The following is a 15,506-nucleotide window of genomic DNA, read 5'->3' on the forward strand; positions in this document are numbered from 1 at the left end:
GGAATCCATGAGCCCCATAATAAGCATTCACAGCGACCACAAGGCATCAAGCGCTTGACGGCCTTTACGTCAAGCGTTTGACGTTGACCGGAAAGGGGTGTCAAACTTCCTGAGAATGAATCCCGCTACGGGCGGGCCCCCGATGACGTGGAGAGAAAACATGGACGCCACTTCCGCGACGCCTGGACCGAAGAAAATCATCCTGGACTGCGATCCGGGGCACGACGACGCCGTGGCGCTGCTCCTGGCACACGGCAATCCGGACATCGAGCTGCTCGCCGTGACTACCGTTGTCGGCAACCAGACCCTGGCTAAGGTCACCAAGAACGCTCTGGCCGTGGGGACCATCGCCGGCATCACCGGTGTCCCGTTCGCCGCCGGCTGCGACCGCCCGCTGGTGCGCACCATCGAAACCGCGCCGGACATCCACGGCGAGTCCGGTATGGACGGCCCCGCGCAGCCGGCGTCCGCCATCGAACTGGACCCGCGCCACGCCGTTGATCTCATCATCGACACGATCATGGCGCACGACCCCGGCACCGTGACCTTGGTCCCCACCGGCGGCCTGACCAACATCGCGATGGCCGCCCGCAAGGAGCCGCGCATCGTCGAGCGGGTCAAGGAAGTCGTGCTGATGGGCGGCGGCTACCACGTGGGCAACTGGTCGGCCGTGGCCGAATTCAACATCATGATCGACCCCGAGGCCGCCCACATCGTCTTCAACGAGAAGTGGCCCTTGGTCATGGTGGGACTGGACCTCACGCATCAGGCGCTGGCCACCCCCGAAGTTGTGAAGCAGATCGAAGCCGTCGGCACCGGTCCGGCCCGCTTTGTCCGCGAACTGATGGACTTCTTCGCCCAAACCTACAAGGACGCACAGGGCTTCGACTACCCGCCGGTCCACGATCCATGCGCCGTCGCCTACGTCATCGACCCCACCGTCATGACAACCCGCAAGGTCCCTGTCGACATCGAACTGCAGGGCAAGCTGACGCTCGGCATGACCGTGGCTGACTTCCGCGCCCCCGCACCGGCCGACTGCCACACCTCTGTGGCCGTGGATCTTGACCGCACCAAGTTCTGGAACCTGGTGACCGATGCGCTGGTCCGGATCGGCGAGGTAGACCTTGGAACCGCCGCGACCGCAACAACGACGGCGGCACCCGCCTCCGCGTCGCCCGAGACCTCAGGGAAGGCAACGAAATGAGCGCGGTTCTCGACGAAACCAAGGCAACCCGCGGCGGCACCACCGCCCTGATGGTTGCCCTGCTGACGGCCTGCGTGGCCTTCCAGCTCAATGCCTCCATGCTCAGCCCCGCCCTGGTCACCATGGGCGAGGAACTGCAGACCGACCAGGCCTCGATCGGCCTGTCCCAGACGTGGTTCTTCACCACCGCCGCGCTGTTTTCCCTGTTCCTGCCCCGGCTGAGCGATATTGTCGGCCGCAAGCGGATCCTCGTCGGCATGATGCTGCTGACGGCCGTCGGCTCTGTGATCGCGGCGCTGGCCCCGGACGTTACGTGGCTCTTCGTGGGCCGGATCATCCAGGGCGTCAGCGGCCCCACCGTGCCGCTGTGCCTGATCATGCTGCGCACCGCCGTGCCCAACCCGCGCACGTACGGCACGCTGATGGGCGTCATCCTCGCGGTCAACGGCGGCGTGGCCGGTGTCGATGCCTTCCTCGGCGGCTACATGGCCGAGCACTACGGCTTCCGCAGCATCTTCTGGTTCATGGTGGTGCTCGCCGTGATCGCCGCGGTTCTTGTCGCCGTCCTGACGCCCGAGAGCAAACCGCAGGCCGGGACGCGGATGGACTGGACCGGCGTCGTCTTTATTGTTGTCGCAGTCGGTGCCCTGCTCACCGCGCTGAACGAGGCCGCCAAGCTGGTCGGCGCGTTCTCCATGGAAACCCTGATCCTCTCGCTGGTGTTGATCGCCGTGGCTGCCGCAGCGTTCGCCGCCTTCTGGGTCACCGAAAAGCGTACGAAGCAGCCGATGGTCGAGATTGTCCATCTGCGCCAGCGCTCCACGTGGGCGCCGCTGCTGACCACAATCCTGACCATGACCGGCATCTTCGCCGTGATCAACGGGATTGTCCCCGCCTACGTACAGGCCGCCGCACCCGGCTTCGGTCTCGGCCCCACCGAAACGGCGCTGCTTATCCTGACCCCCTACGCGCTGCTGGGCTGGGTCTTCGGCCCGATCAGCGGGCGGCTCGCCCCGGTACTGGGCTACACCAATGTCCTGCGCATCGGCATGATCGGCAGCATCGTCTCCCTGGTGATCATTGCGCTGTTCGGCCTGAACAGCCTGCCGGTGATGGTCGCCGCCACTGCTCTGCTCGGCATCATGTACGCCGGCACCGCGAACATCATGCTCAACGGGCTCGGCGTGGTGCTCTCGCCCCCGGGCAACCCCGGCTTCCTGCCGGGCATGAACGCCGGAGCCTTCAACCTGGGCGCCGGACTGAGCTTCCTGGTGCTGCCGGCGGTGCTCGTGGGCACCTCGGCGCTGGGCGACCGCGGCTCTTACCTCACGGTGATCGTGGTCGGCCTGGTCATCACGGTCGCGGCCTTCGCCGCCTCGCTGCTGATCCCTAAGCCCGTTGAGGCCGAGGTGGAAAAGTGAGCCCGCAGGCCGGCCGCATCGTCGTCGTTGGTTCGCTGAACGCGGACCTGACCATCTACACCGAACGGCTGCCCAACCCGGGCGAAACCCTGCACGGCGAAGGCTTCGCCGTGAACCCGGGCGGCAAGAGCGCCAACCAAGCCGTGGCCGCTGGCCGGCTGGGCGGCAACGTCGCCCTGATCGGCGCCGTGGGCGAGGACTCCAACGGGGACATGCTGCTGGCCTCCGTTGCAGGGGCCGGCGTGGACGTTTCCCGCGTGCGCCGCGCCGCCGACGTCGAGACCGGCGTCGCCGTCATTACCGTTGACGCTGCGGGGGAGAACAGCATCGTTATTTCCCCTGGCGCTAACGGCACCGTAGTTCCGCACGACGTAGTCGCAGCCAGGGACACATTCGATGGTGCCGCCGTGGTTTGCCTTTGCCTCGAGGTCGGCCTGGACGCCGTGGAGGCGGCAGCAAGAACAGGGCACGACGCCGGAGCAACAGTGCTGCTCAACCTCTCGCCTTACGCGCCCGTGCAGCAAAGCCTGGCCGAACTCGTCGACGTCCTGCTGGTCAACGCGCACGAGGCTTCGCAGTTCCTCGGCGGCGCCGACATGCCCGGCGCCAATGCCGCCGTTGCCGACTGGGAGAAGGTGCGCTTGCAGTTTGCGGCCCAGGGGCTGGACCGCGCCGTCGTCACCCTGGGGGCCGACGGCTCCATCGTCCTCGATTCGCTTGCCGAGGAGGGGAGCCGGATCACCCCGATCGCACCCACCAAGGTTGACGCCGTGGACACCACGGGCGCCGGCGACGCCTTCACCGGGGCCATCGCGGCACGGCTTGCGGCAGGGGAGACCCTGGCCGAGGCGGCGGCGTTCGCTTCGGTCGCTGCCGCTCTAGCTGCCACGAAGAAGGGAACCCAGGCCGCGTATCCGCGGCGGGCTGACGTGGAGCGCCTGCGGCCGGGCGCCTGACGTTCAGGGGCCGGGTCTCAATGCGGCTGGGTCTCCGTGCGGCCGCAAGCGGCCTTAGTCGACCACCGAGGCGCGGGCGGGCTTAGTCGACGACCGAGGGCGCGGGCGGCCTTAGTCGACCAACCGAGGCGCAAGCGGCCTTAGTCGACCACCGGGGCGGCGACTAGACCAGGAACTTGTCCGCGGTCAGCGGCAGGTCCCGGACGCGGATGCCGGTGGCGTTGTAGGCCGCATTGGCGATCGCTGCGGCCGCCCCAACAATGCCGATCTCGCCGATCCCGCGGGCCCCCAGCGGGCCGGCGTGCTCGTCGACTTCCTCCAGCCAGAAGGCCTCGAGTTGCCGGATGTCCGCGTTGGACGGCACGTGGTACTCGGCGAAGTCGTGATTCACGATCATCCCGAACCGCTCGTCCATCACGCTCTGCTCGTGCAGCGCCATCCCGATGCCCATGGTCATGCCGCCAAGGAACTGGGACCGCGCGGTCCGCGGATTGATGATCCGGCCGGCGGAGTAGACCCCCAGCATCCGCGACACCCGGACCTCGCCGGTTTCCGCGTGCACCTGGACCTCGGCGAACTGGGCGCCAAAGGAATGCAGCGCGTAATTCTTGCTGGCGGGGTTTTTTTCGCCGTCGCCCTCCGACGTGTCCTCGGCGGCAGGAAATCCGCCGTGCTCCTTGCGAAACATCTGGGCCGCGCCGATGATCGCCGAGCCCCAACTGGCCGTTCCGGAGGAGCCGCCGGCAACCGTGGCCACCGGCAGGTCCGTGTCGCCGATCTGCAGCCGGACCTGTTCCGGGCCGCATTCCAGCGCCTCGGCAGCAATTTGGGTCAGCGCCGTCCACGCACCGGTGCCCAGGTCCACGGCACCGATCTGCACCTCGTAGAACCCGTCGCCGGTGAAACGGATGCGGGCGGTGTTCGCCGGCTGCCGCCGCGCCGGGTAGGTGGATGCTGCCACGCCCATCCCGGTCCGCCAGCCGTCCGCCAGCGACGTTCCCGGGTGCGGGTTGCGCCGCTCCCAGCCGAACCGGCGGGCCCCCTCGCGCAGGCACGCCAATAGGTGCCGGCTGGCGAACGGCTTGCCCGTCTCCGGATCGATGGCCGGTTCGTTCCGCACGCGCAGCTCGATCGGGTCAATCCCGCATGCCTCCGCCAGCTCGTCCATGGCCACTTCCAGGCCGAACGAGCCAGGGCACTCACCCGGCGCCCGCATCCAGGACGGGATCGGAACATCCAGCGATGCCAGCCGGTGGGTGGTGCGCCGGTGCTCGGCCGCGTACATCATCCGCGAGATCCCGGCGGTCTGCTCGGCGAATTCCTTGATCGCCGACGTCTGCTCCACGACGTCGTGCGTCAGCACGGAAATCCGCCCGTCCGGACTGGCGCCCAGCTGCAGCCGCTGGATGGTCGGCGTGCGGTAGCCGGCCAGGAAGAACATCTGTTGCCGGGTCAGCGCGTACTTGACCGGCCGACCGCCGGTCACTTTCGCGGCCAACGCGGTCAGCACAACGTGCGCATGTGGCAGCCCCTTGGAGCCGAAGCCACCGCCCACATGCGGCGCCACCACGCGGATCTGCTCCACCTCCATATCGAAGAGCGGCGCCAGCGTCTTGCGCGCGTTGTGCACTGCCTGCGTGGAGTCGAACACCAGCAGCCGGTCGCCGTCCCATTGCGCCACCGTGGTGTGCGGCTCCATCGGATTGTTGTGCTCGGCCGGGGTTGTGTAGGTGCGGTCAACAACGACGGCGGCGCTCGCCAGGGCGGCGTCCGGATCTCCCGTCTGGGTGTCGGTCTCGAGCCCGGCGTTGATCACTTCCGGTTTGTAAAGGTCATCGTCGTCCGCGCGAAGCGCTGCGTGGTGCTGCTCCCGGTGGTACTGCACGTGCACGTGGGCTGCCGCTTCGCGCGCCGCTTCCGGTGAGTTTGCCACCACGGCCGCAATGAACTGCCCGCGGAAGCCCACTTCGTCGGATTGCAGCACGGCCAGTTCCTTGTCCTCGGTGTTGGCCAGCCGCGGAGCATTCAGGTGCGTCAGCACCGCGACCACGCCGTCCATCGTTTCGGCCGCGGCGGTGTCGATGGCCGCGATCCGGCCGCGGGCAATGGTGGATTGTACGGGGTACAGATAGGTGGGGTTGTCCGTCGGGTGCTCATAGGCATAGGGGGCCAGACCGAGGACCTTGGCCCGTCCGTCGACCCGTTCCAGGTCCAGTCCGGTTGCCGCGGGCTGCCGCACGCTCATGGTCGGTCCTCTCGGCCGGATGCCGGGCTCCGCGTCCGGCTGCCGTCTCGGCCGCCGCTCTGGTCGCCTTGGCCGGTACTCGCGTCTCCAGTCCGGCCGCCGCCCTCGTCCAGGCCGCACAGATCCCGCAGCACGGACACCACGGTGTTGCGGACCATCGGCACCTTGAAGGCGTTGTCCGGCAGCGGGACCGCGTGCTGCAGTTCGGCGTCAATGGCCCGGCGGAACTTTGCCTCGGTGGCCGGCTGTCCGCGCAGCGCCTCCTCGGCGAAGGTGGCACGCCAGGGTTTGTGTGCGACCCCGCCCAACGCGAGCCGCACGTCGGCGACCGTCGGCGGGGAAGCCGGAGCGCCGCCGTCGTCCGTGTCCGTGGGATCTTCCAGCCGCACCACCGCGGCCACGGACACCAGGGCGAAGGCGTAGGACGCACGGTCGCGGACCTTGCGGTAGGCCGAGCGCGTCCCTTCCGGCAGCGCGGGCAGCACCACCGCGGTGATCAGCTCGCCGTGCTGCAGAATCGTGTCTCGCTGCGGCTGATCTTCGGGAAGCCGGTGGAAGGAGTGCAGGCCTACGGTGCGGTTGCCGGACGGCCCCAGGATCTCCACCCGGGCATTCAGCGCCGCCATCGCCACCGCCATGTCCGAAGGGTTTACGGCCACGCAGTCCAGCGAGGCGCCGAGGATGGCGTGGTAGTGAGTGTAGCCCTCCAGCGCCGAGCAGCCGGAACCGGGGTTGCGCTTGTTGCACGGGGTGGTGACGTCCTGGAAGTAGACGCAGCGGGTGCGCTGGAGCAGGTTGCCGCCGGTGGTCGCCGCATTGCGCAGCTGGCCCGAGGCACCGGAGAGCAGCGCCTGCGAGAGCACCGGGTAGTGCTGCCGGACCAGCGGGTGGGCGGCGAGGTTGCTGTTCGGGACGGTCGCGCCCAGCCGGAGGCCGCCGTCGTCGGTCTTTTCGATCATGTCCAGCGGCAGCTGCGAGATGTCCACCAATTGCTCAGGCGCGGCGACGCCCAGCTTCATGTGGTCCACCAGGTTGGTGCCGCCGGCCAGGAAGGCTGCTCTTGGATTGTTGGCGACGGCGGCGACCGCCTCGGGCGCGCTGGCGGCGCGGGCGTAGTCGAAGGGCTTCATCCGGGCTGCCCCGTTTCATCGGCACGCTGGCTCATTCCGTTGCCGGGTTGCGGAATGGCCGATTCGGTAGCGGGGCGGACGGAGTGGCCACCGACCTGGTCGCCTTCAAGGGCCTGGCGGATGGCGGCCACGATGTTGACGTAAGCCCCGCAGCGGCACAGGTTCCCGCTCATTCGCTCGCGGATCTCGTCGTCGGGCAGTTCGGGGGCCTCAGTGGGCTGGTAGCCGTTCGTCCGCCCGTCTGCACTGGCCTCCGGGCTCCCGGGCGGGATGGATCCATCAGTCAGGCCGGGGGTGACGAAGCTGGGATCACCGCGCGCGGCCTCGTCCAACATGCCGACGGCGGAGCAGATCTGTCCCGGGGTGCAGTAGCCGCACTGGAACCCGTCTTGGTCCAGGAACGCCTGCTGGACCGGATGCAGTTCGCCCTCCGAGGCGAGCCCGGCGGCGGTGACCACGCTTGCCCCGTCCTGAGCCACCGCGAAGACCAGGCAGGAGTTGATCCGCCGCCCGTTGAGCAGCACCGTGCAGGCCCCGCACTGGCCGTGATCGCAGCCCTTTTTGGGCGAGTAGTTGCCCAGCCGGTCGCGCAGTGCATCGAGCAGCGTGGTGCGCGTGTCCAGCGTGACCGTGGTGGCGCGGCCGTCCACCTGCAGTGAGATTTCGGCGTCCATCCGCTACCTCCGGCGTCCGGGACCTGCATCCGAATCCTGCTGCTCACCGGCATCGATTGTTCAACAGGCGGCGTTTCCAGCTCCCAGGAGGCCGCCTGTTGAGTAGTCGATTTTGAGAAGCAGGCCTTGCTGCTGGCAACTTATAAGAGTCCATCCCGTGCCACAACCCCTCGCCGCCCGCCGAGGATGGACGCAACGCGAATCTCCGCAGCCGGCTCATGGCGTTCAAGCGGTCCTGGCAATGACTTCGCAGATATGGCCCCTGTTCTGGCGGAAAGTGGGCCAGATCTGCGAAGTCGTTTGGTCCGAAGGAAAGTCCGGCGGTCACGGCCGGTGCTGTGGACAAGTACCCACAGGACAGCGGCAGGTCGGCCAAGATAAGGCATGGCCAATCCCCATCCACTGCCGCGCCGCCTCACCGGGTCATCATTCCTCAGGGACGAGGGACTGTCTGCTGGGCTGAGCCTTAAACAACTTCGAGGTAAACGCTTTGATGGGCCCAGCCGAGGCATTCGAATACCCGCTGTGGAAGGAATGACCCAGGCCAACGTGTCCGTGCCGTCTCGCTGATAACGGATGGCTCCGCGGTATCGCACGTCACCGCTGCAAGGCTGTGGGGGTTTCCATTGCCGTGGCACATGCAGGCTGACGAATCCGTCCATGTCACGCGTCCGGCAACCTCAACCGCTGTCCGCCGGAAGGGAGTAATCGGCCATAGCGCGGTGCTGGTGCCGGGTGAGGTGGTCATGCTCGACGGCGTCCGGCTCACCTCACGCGTCAAAACGTGGTTCGACCTGGCAGCCGAAACTTCCGTGGAGGACCTTGTAGTGATCGGCCATCATTTGGTCCGCGTTCCACGGCCGAAATTTGAATCGCGCTTTGAGGCCTATGCTCAAATCAGCGACTTGCGCGACATCATCACGGAGCACAAGGGCAAGCGCGGGATTGCACATGCCCGAGAAGCGGTTGAACTGATACGAGTCGGAGCAGATTCTGCACCTGAGACCCGTTTGCGGCTTGCGCTCCTCGGCGCTGGTCTGCCCGAACCTGAGTTGAACCAGCCGCTGATGGATGACCACGGCATAGCCTGGCACGAACCGGACATGCAGTACCGCCGGTACAAGATTGCGATTGAGTACGAGGGCGACCATCACCGCACGGCCGAGCAGTTGGCTAGTGATATCCGACGGGCAGAGAACGCGGCAGCTCTCGGCTGGCTTGAGCGGAGAGTGTCAAAGGCGGATATGCGCGATGGCGCGAAGGCGGCCATCGCCAAGGTTCGCCAAGCTTTGCTGGAGCGGGGCTGGGGCAAGGAATAGGGCACACCGAACAGGTAACTCCCACGTCCGCTCTCAACGATGACGCAGATATGGCCCCTCATCGGCGCGGGGAGGGGCCATATCTGCACAGCGGATTCAAAAGGGGGGCGAAGCGCCGCCTGGGAAGCGTGAGGGAATTACCCGAAGTACTTCGGCAGTGTTCCTTCGTGCGCTTCCTTCAGTTCGGCCAGCGGCACGGAGAATTCGCTCTGAAAGTCCAGTGCGCCGTTCTCGGCATCCACCACGCCGATGCGCATGAACGGGAAGCCGCGCGCGCCGCACATGTCCTTGAAACGGACCTCTTCGCTGCGCGCCACCGAGACAACGGCGCGCGCCTGGGACTCGCTGAAGAGCATCGTGAACAGGTCCACGCCGTCGCGCTCGCAGACCTCGCCGAGGCCGATTCGCGCACCGACGCCGAAGCGCAGGGCCATCTCGGACAGGGCAGCGGCCAGGCCGCCTTCGGAGACGTCATGCGCGGCGTCGATCATGCCGTCGCGGGAGGCGTTGATCAGCAGTTCACCCAACAGCTTCTCCGCCGCCAGGTCCACTGCCGGCGGCTTGCCGCCCAGGTGTCCGCGCAGGTTGGCCCATTCGGAGCCGTCCAGCTCGTCGCGGGTGGTGCCCATCAGGTAGATCGCCTGGCCGTCCTCGCGCCAGCCCGACGGCGTGCGGCGGGCGACGTCGTCGAACTTGCCGAGCATGGCGACCACCGGCGTCGGGTGGATCGGCGTGGAGCCGGTCTGGTTGTAGAGGGACACGTTGCCGCCGGTGACCGGGACGCCCAGTTCCATGCAGCCGTCGGAGAGGCCGCGGATCGCTTCGGCCAGCTGCCACATAACGTCCGGGTCTTCCGGGGAGCCGAAGTTCAGGCAGTCAGACACGGCCATCGGCACGGCACCCGTTGTGGCGACGTTCCGGTAGGCCTCGGCCAAGGCCAACTGCGCGCCCTGGTAGGGATCCAGGTAGGTGTAGCGGCCGTTCGCGTCGGTGGCCAGGGCGACCCCGAGGCCGGTCTGCTCGTCCACCCGGACCACGCCGGCGTCGTCGGGCATGGCCAGGGCGGTGTTGCCGCCCACGTAGCGGTCGTACTGGTTGGTCACCCAGTCCTTTGAGCACATGTTCGGCGAGGCCATCAGCTCCAGCACGGCTGCCTTCAGGTCCTCGGCGCTGGCCGGCAGGCCGGCACCGGCGGCGGAGGCCCGGAAGCTGTCTGCCTGGAGCTGGTCTTGCCATTCCGGCCGGGCGTAGGGGCGGTTGTAGACCGGGCCGTCGTGGGCGACGGTGCGCGGGTCGACGTCGACAATGGTTTCGCCGTCCCACTTGATCACCAGGCGGCCGGTGTCGGTGACCTCGCCGAGCCAGGAGTATTCCACGGCCCACTTGGCCATGACCGCCTCGAAGGCTTCGACGTTCTCGGGGGAGACCACGGCCATCATGCGTTCCTGCGACTCGGACATCAGGATTTCGCCCGGGGTCAGGGTCGGATCGCGCAGCAGCACCGAAGTCAGCTCAACGTCCATGCCGCCGTCGCCGTTGGAGGCAAGTTCCGAGGTGGCGCAGGAGATGCCGGCCGCGCCCAGGTCCTGGATGCCCTCGACCAGGGAATCCTTGAACAGCTCCAGGCAGCACTCGATCAGCACCTTCTCCGCGAACGGGTCGCCGACCTGGACAGCGGGGCGCTTGGAGGGCTTGGTGTCGTCGAAGGATTCCGAGGACAGGATGGAGGCTCCGCCGATGCCGTCGCCGCCGGTGCGTGCGCCGAACAGCACCACCTTGTTGCCCTTGCCGGAGGCGTTGGCCAGCCGGATGTCCTCGTGGCGCATGACGCCCACGGCCAGAGCGTTCACCAGCGGGTTGCCCTGATAGACGGAGTCGAAAACCACCTCGCCGCCGATGTTCGGCAGGCCCAGCGAGTTGCCGTAGCCGCCGATGCCGGCGACCGCCCCATGGACCACACGGGCGGTGTCCGGATGGTCGATCGCGCCGAAGCGCAGCGGGTCCATCACGGCCACCGGACGCGCGCCCATGGAAATGATGTCGCGCACGATGCCGCCGATGCCGGTCGCGGCACCCTGATAGGGCTCCACCATGGTCGGGGAGTTGTGCGACTCGATCTTGAAGGTCACGGCCCAGCCGTCACCCAAGTCGGTCACGCCGGCGTTCTCGCCGATGCCTACCAGCATGTGCTTCTTCATGTCCTCGGTGACCTTGTCGCCGAACTGGCGCAGGTGGACCTTCGAGGACTTGTAGGAGCAGTGCTCGGACCACATCACCGAGTACATGGCCAGCTCGGCCGCGGTCGGACGGCGGCCCAGCACCTTGACGACCTCGTCGAACTCGTTGCGCTTCAGACCTAGCTCGGCCCAGGGCATCTCCGTGTCAGGGGTCTGCGCGGCGTGCTCCACGGTGTCAATGTTGAACTGGCGACCCTCGACGCGTTCGACGGCGTCGGCTGCCTGGCCGAAGCTTTGGACGTGTTCATTGCGGGCCTCGGCCGGAGTCTCCAGCCTGGTGGCGGCGCCGGTCTCCACTCGCTCGCTGGCGCTCGCTTGGTCGACCACCGGGTTGTTGTTAGTCATTACTTGGCACCTGCAACAATCTTCGTCAAAACTGAGGTGAAAATTCCGAGGCCGTCGGTGCCGCCGCGCAGTGCGACGTCGCCGAAAGCGGAGGAATCGGGGCCGAAGCCGGCTTCCACGGCGTGCTCGGGGTGCGGCATCAGGCCCACCACGTTGCCGGCAGCGTTGCTGATGCCGGCAATGTCGCGCCGCGAGCCGTTCGGGTTCACGTCCACGTAGCGGAACACCACGCGGTTCTCCGCTTCCAGCTCGTCCAGTGTCTTCTCGTCCGCGACGTACTGGCCGTCCTGGTTCTTCAGCGGCACCACGATCTCGGCGCCGGCTTCATACTCGCTGGTCCAGGCGGTGGCGTTGTTTTCCACCCGCAGCCGCTGGTCGCGGCAGAGGAAATGCAGGTGGTTGTTCTTGATCATCGAGCCGGGCAGCAGGTGCGCCTCGGTCAACACCTGGAAGCCGTTGCAGATGCCCAGCACCGGCAGGCCGCCGTTGGCGCCGTCGATAATCTGGTCCATCAGCGGCGCGAAGCGGGAGATGGCGCCGGCGCGCAGGTAGTCGCCGTATGAGAAGCCACCGGGGATGATCACGCCGTCCACGCCCTGCAGGTCATGGTCGCCGTGCCACAGGCTGACGGCGGTGCCGCCGGCAATCCGAACCGCACGGGCCGCATCGCGGTCGTCCAGGGTGCCGGGGAAGGTCACGACGCCGATGCGCGCACCGGAGAGCCCGGCGTCCGGCGCCGGGGAAAAGTCGCCGATCAGGGGAGTCTCCGCGCGCTCGTTCCTCGCTTGGTCGACCACCGGTTTCATTCAGAGGCCCCGATGGTCGCCTCGGTAATGACCTCCACCCGCGTGACGTCTTCGATCACGGGGTTGGAGAGCAGCGTGGTGGCGGCGTGACGGGCCTGGTCCAGGATTTCCTGGGTGACTTCGCCGTCGACCACCAGTTCGAAGCGCTTGCCTTGGCGGACCTCGCTGAACCCGGTTTGGCCCAGGCGGTTTAATGCGCCGACAATGGCTTTGCCCTGCGGATCAAGGATTTCGGGCTTGGGCATGACATCAACAACGATCCGGGGCATCCGGCCACTCCTGTGCTTGGATTGTGCTCTTCAAACGAAGCGAGGCGCGCGGAATCTAGTGCAGTATCAGTCCAACAATTGGTGCCGTCTCACGCTGACCAGCGCTCCGCGAGCTTGCGGGATCCATTCTACCGGCATTCGCGGGCGCAAATTTTATGCGACGACGACGGCGAATGCGGCCAACACCGTGCCGTTGTTCCGCCGGACTCGTAGCATGAAAGACATGACTGACAAGCCGCAGTCCATGCTGTTGCCCATCCTGGCCGGCGTCGTGCTGGCCGGCCTGGGTCGGATGGTGATCCAGAAGGTCCGCCAGGACCGGCAGGCGGCGGGTGTCGCGCACGAGGACCTGAGCCGCAGAGTGAGCGACGTCATGCGCGGCCGCCGCTGACCAAGTATCCGGGGCCTGGTCGGCAACCAAGCGCCTAGTCGACTACCCAGATGTCCAGCCGGACCTGGGCGGGCAGTCTGGTGCCGCTGCCCACGAGGATCCTGGACGACAGCCAGCTCCATTCCGGCCCGCCGGCCAACGCACGGGGCGAGCAGCGGAAGTAAATGCGCTCCGGCGGGACGGGCTCATTGCGCACCAGCGCTGCGATGTCTTCGGGCGAACCGGTCCGGATGCCGAAGTTGTTGATGTAGATCCGTTCGCCGGAGTCGGTCTCGATGGCGTATTTTGCTTCGAGCTCGGTCATGGTGGGCGAGCGCAGCAGCTGGAAGTCGGCGCCGCCGGCCAGCACCCGACCGTTGAGCTTGGGGCCGGAAACGGTGCCGCCGGTGATCGGGATGATGCGGCGGGTGCCTTCGGCCGTGTCACCGACTTCTATCGGTTCGGATACTTCTACGGCAACGCTGGCTAGGAACGTCAGGCCCGGGGCGGACGGTACTGCCGGCGAGGCATCGGAGGCCGCGGCGGCGGGCACGACGGCGGGTCCGGACGGTTGCGTGATCATGGTCCGAGACTACCCCGTCCACTATTCAGTACCCTCCCTTTTCAGCGCTGAGAAGGCCGGGTGCTGAATAGCGGACGCAGGGGAAGAGGGGCGGGCGGGGCGGGAGCGGATCCCGCCGGTCAGGCCTCGCCGGCGCGGCTGCCGAGCAGGGCGTGCATGCTGTTCCACTCCGAGATCTTGCAGCCGTCCGTCAAGGAGAATTGCTTGTCCACCTGACGGCCGCTGATCGTGCCGGTGACCCGGGCCTGTTGGGGCCCGCCGTATTGCTGGGTGCAAATGCGGTTGCGGTCCGGCAGTTCGAAGAAGACCTTCTCGCCGAATTTGGCCAGCGCGGCGCACGCCGCCTCGGCGTCGCGGACGGTAGAGCCCTCGACTGGCTGGCTATCCTTGCAGACCAGCTTCCGCTCCAGCTTGGAATCGCTGCCGGCGGAGGTCAGCACGATGGTCAGATCGGCATCCACGGACGTTCCTTCCTTGGTGTTCGGCGCGGTCGACCCTGAGGGGGCAGGCCTGCCGGTCTCGGTGGCAGGGCCTCCGGGGGAACCAGTCCCGGGGGAAGCAGGAGTCGTTACCTCGGGTGAGGGAGCCGGTTGGTTGCCCTGGTTGCAGGCCGCGAGCGACGGTACAGCGAGCAGGCCGATGATGAGCGCGGCAGTTTGAAGCCCTGTGGCCCGCCGCGGAGCCGAACGTCTTGCTCTGACCGCCATGATCATTCCTCCGCTCTGATGTTCCCAGTGTCGCAGGCCCCATCATGGTGCTCCCCGTTACCCGCGTCCGCCCCGCCGGACCGCTCCACGAAACCCGCGTCCCCGCCGTCGAACAGGTCCAGCGCCGCCAGCAGCCTGCCGCGCAGCACCTGTGCCTCGGCGGCAAAGGCCCGCTGGGCTGCCACATACTGCGCCCGGCCTTCGGTAGTCTCGATCCGGACCGGCTCGTAGCCCCAGCCGGATAGGTCGTACGGGGAGGCCTTCATGTCCAGTTCGCGGATCCGCCAGGACAGCTCGAAGCAGTCCATCACCAGCTCGCTGGGCAGTGCGGGGGCCAGTTTGTACGCCCACTTGTACAGGTCCATGTTGGCGTGCAGGCAGCCGGGCTGTTCCAGTTGCCGCTGGTTCTCGCGGGTGGGCCGCAGCGTGTTCAGCGGAACGGCCTGCGGTGTGTAGAACCGGAAGGCGTCAAAGTGCGAGCAGTTGATTCGGCTGCCCTCCACCACGTGGTCCGTTCCCTCGGCGCCGAGCCGCAGTTCCAGATAGTCGTGCCGGACGCCGTTGACCCGCGACTTGTAGGCCATCGCCCACTCGTGCAGCCCGAAGCAGCCGAACCGCGCCGGCCGCGCTGCGGCACCGGCCAGGATCTCCCGCGAGAACGCCACCGCGGTTCCCCGCGCCGTAAGGAAAGAGTCCGCGTCGAAGGTGACGGCACCGCCGTCGTACTGCAAGCCTGCCAAGCGGCACTCGGCGGCGGTCAGTTCACGGTAGAACTTCCAGCCCCGGCGCTCGCCGGCTTCGGCGCCGGTCAACACCACGCCCGCCCCCGGATGCCAGCGCAGCAGTTGGCCCGGCTTGAGGCTGTAGTAGGTGAACAGGAAGTCTTCCACCGGGTGTTTCAGCCCGGCGGAGCGGCGCTGCAGGTACGGCTCGGTGAAACGCGAGGCCCGCTCGGCATGGGCCCGGGCGCGCGGCAGCCAGTGCTCCGGTGCAAGAACCCGGGGCCGGTCAAGGAGGACCTGCTGCGCCATGGCTCCATTGTCCCAGCAGCGGCGGCAGTTTGGCACCGGTTGAAGGGCCACCCCTTATAGCACTGCCGGCTGCTGCCGAAAAGCCCCGGCGACGCTATCGGACAAGGCGCACCCAAAAAAGTTGAAACAGTTCTTTCAGATCAGCGCTTGCGGTACTTTTAGTTTCACAGGTGCACCAAATGTGGCTGTTGTCACAGTTGGGGGAG

The 15,506-nt window shown here is 67.2% G+C and carries 14 protein-coding genes; 5 read left to right on the forward strand and 9 right to left on the reverse strand.

What is annotated here, in order from left to right; genetic code table 11:
• The first annotated feature begins 160 nt into the window (after positions 1-160).
• From uriH to AC5RWX_RS07810, 3 genes are read left to right on the forward strand one after another with little or no spacing between them, the layout of a single operon-like run.
• On the forward strand, positions 161-1,207 hold the full coding sequence (gene uriH / locus AC5RWX_RS07800; protein WP_494077508.1) for a uridine-preferring nucleoside hydrolase UriH: 1,047 nt from the start codon (positions 161-163) through the stop codon (positions 1,205-1,207).
• Complete coding sequence (gene uriT / locus AC5RWX_RS07805) at positions 1,204-2,628, forward strand: uridine transporter UriT (RefSeq protein WP_494077509.1); 1,425 nt, start codon at positions 1,204-1,206, stop codon at positions 2,626-2,628. The genes uriH and uriT overlap by 4 nt, the downstream gene beginning before the upstream one ends.
• The gene (locus AC5RWX_RS07810) at positions 2,625-3,584 is read left to right on the forward strand and encodes a ribokinase (protein WP_494077510.1); all 960 of its coding nucleotides are present in this window, start codon (positions 2,625-2,627) and stop codon (positions 3,582-3,584) included. The genes uriT and AC5RWX_RS07810 overlap by 4 nt, the downstream gene beginning before the upstream one ends.
• Before the next feature lie 163 nt (positions 3,585-3,747).
• Here AC5RWX_RS07810 and AC5RWX_RS07815 read toward each other — a convergent pair whose 3' ends face one another.
• The 3 genes from AC5RWX_RS07815 to AC5RWX_RS07825 are packed head-to-tail and all read right to left on the reverse strand — an operon-like array spanning position 3,748 to position 7,633.
• Positions 3,748-5,829, reverse strand: a complete 2,082-nt coding sequence (locus tag AC5RWX_RS07815; protein WP_493957596.1) for a xanthine dehydrogenase family protein molybdopterin-binding subunit — start codon at positions 5,827-5,829, stop codon at positions 3,748-3,750.
• Positions 5,826-6,959 carry an FAD binding domain-containing protein gene (locus AC5RWX_RS07820; protein ID WP_493957595.1) on the reverse strand — a complete coding sequence of 378 codons (1,134 nt, stop codon included), beginning with the start codon at positions 6,957-6,959 and terminating at the stop codon, positions 5,826-5,828. Before AC5RWX_RS07820 ends, AC5RWX_RS07815 begins: the two co-directional genes overlap by 4 nt.
• Positions 6,956-7,633, reverse strand: a complete 678-nt coding sequence (locus AC5RWX_RS07825) for a (2Fe-2S)-binding protein (protein ID WP_493942386.1) — start codon at positions 7,631-7,633, stop codon at positions 6,956-6,958. The genes AC5RWX_RS07820 and AC5RWX_RS07825 overlap by 4 nt, the downstream gene beginning before the upstream one ends.
• Before the next feature lie 746 nt (positions 7,634-8,379).
• Here AC5RWX_RS07825 and AC5RWX_RS07830 point away from each other — a divergent pair.
• On the forward strand, positions 8,380-8,952 hold the full coding sequence (locus tag AC5RWX_RS07830; protein ID WP_493957594.1) for a putative endonuclease domain-containing protein: 573 nt from the start codon (positions 8,380-8,382) through the stop codon (positions 8,950-8,952).
• A 137-nt stretch (positions 8,953-9,089) separates the two neighbouring features.
• On the opposite strand, the gene purL is transcribed toward AC5RWX_RS07830, so the two are convergent.
• The 3 genes from purL to purS are packed head-to-tail and all read right to left on the reverse strand — an operon-like array spanning position 9,090 to position 12,609.
• Positions 9,090-11,534, reverse strand: coding sequence for a phosphoribosylformylglycinamidine synthase subunit PurL (purL, locus tag AC5RWX_RS07835; RefSeq protein WP_494097196.1), 2,445 nt, complete (start codon positions 11,532-11,534; stop codon positions 9,090-9,092).
• The gene (gene purQ, locus AC5RWX_RS07840) at positions 11,534-12,331 is read right to left on the reverse strand and encodes a phosphoribosylformylglycinamidine synthase subunit PurQ (protein ID WP_494097197.1); all 798 of its coding nucleotides are present in this window, start codon (positions 12,329-12,331) and stop codon (positions 11,534-11,536) included. The genes purL and purQ overlap by 1 nt, the downstream gene beginning before the upstream one ends.
• A gap of 5 nt (positions 12,332-12,336) precedes the next feature.
• Positions 12,337-12,609: a phosphoribosylformylglycinamidine synthase subunit PurS gene (gene purS, locus AC5RWX_RS07845; protein ID WP_493942420.1), complete on the reverse strand. Its 273-nt coding sequence runs from the start codon at positions 12,607-12,609 to the stop codon at positions 12,337-12,339.
• Between the two features lie 223 nt (positions 12,610-12,832).
• On the opposite strand from purS, the gene AC5RWX_RS07850 reads away from it, so the two are divergent.
• Positions 12,833-13,000: a hypothetical protein gene (locus AC5RWX_RS07850; RefSeq protein ID WP_493942659.1), complete on the forward strand. Its 168-nt coding sequence runs from the start codon at positions 12,833-12,835 to the stop codon at positions 12,998-13,000.
• Positions 13,001-13,034: 34 nt separating this feature from the next.
• On the opposite strand, the gene AC5RWX_RS07855 is transcribed toward AC5RWX_RS07850, so the two are convergent.
• The 3 genes from AC5RWX_RS07855 to AC5RWX_RS07865 form a co-directional block, all read right to left on the reverse strand.
• The gene (locus AC5RWX_RS07855) at positions 13,035-13,562 is read right to left on the reverse strand and encodes a DUF3237 domain-containing protein (protein ID WP_493942660.1); all 528 of its coding nucleotides are present in this window, start codon (positions 13,560-13,562) and stop codon (positions 13,035-13,037) included.
• A gap of 119 nt (positions 13,563-13,681) precedes the next feature.
• Entirely contained in the window at positions 13,682-14,023 is a 342-nt protein-coding gene (locus tag AC5RWX_RS07860; protein ID WP_493945266.1) for an SSI family serine proteinase inhibitor, read from the reverse strand.
• A gap of 248 nt (positions 14,024-14,271) precedes the next feature.
• Positions 14,272-15,300, reverse strand: a complete 1,029-nt coding sequence (locus AC5RWX_RS07865; protein ID WP_494097198.1) for a 3-methyladenine DNA glycosylase — start codon at positions 15,298-15,300, stop codon at positions 14,272-14,274.
• Between the last annotated feature and the right edge of the window lie 206 nt (positions 15,301-15,506).

The organism is Arthrobacter sp. SPT-J7 (assembly GCF_059089965.1).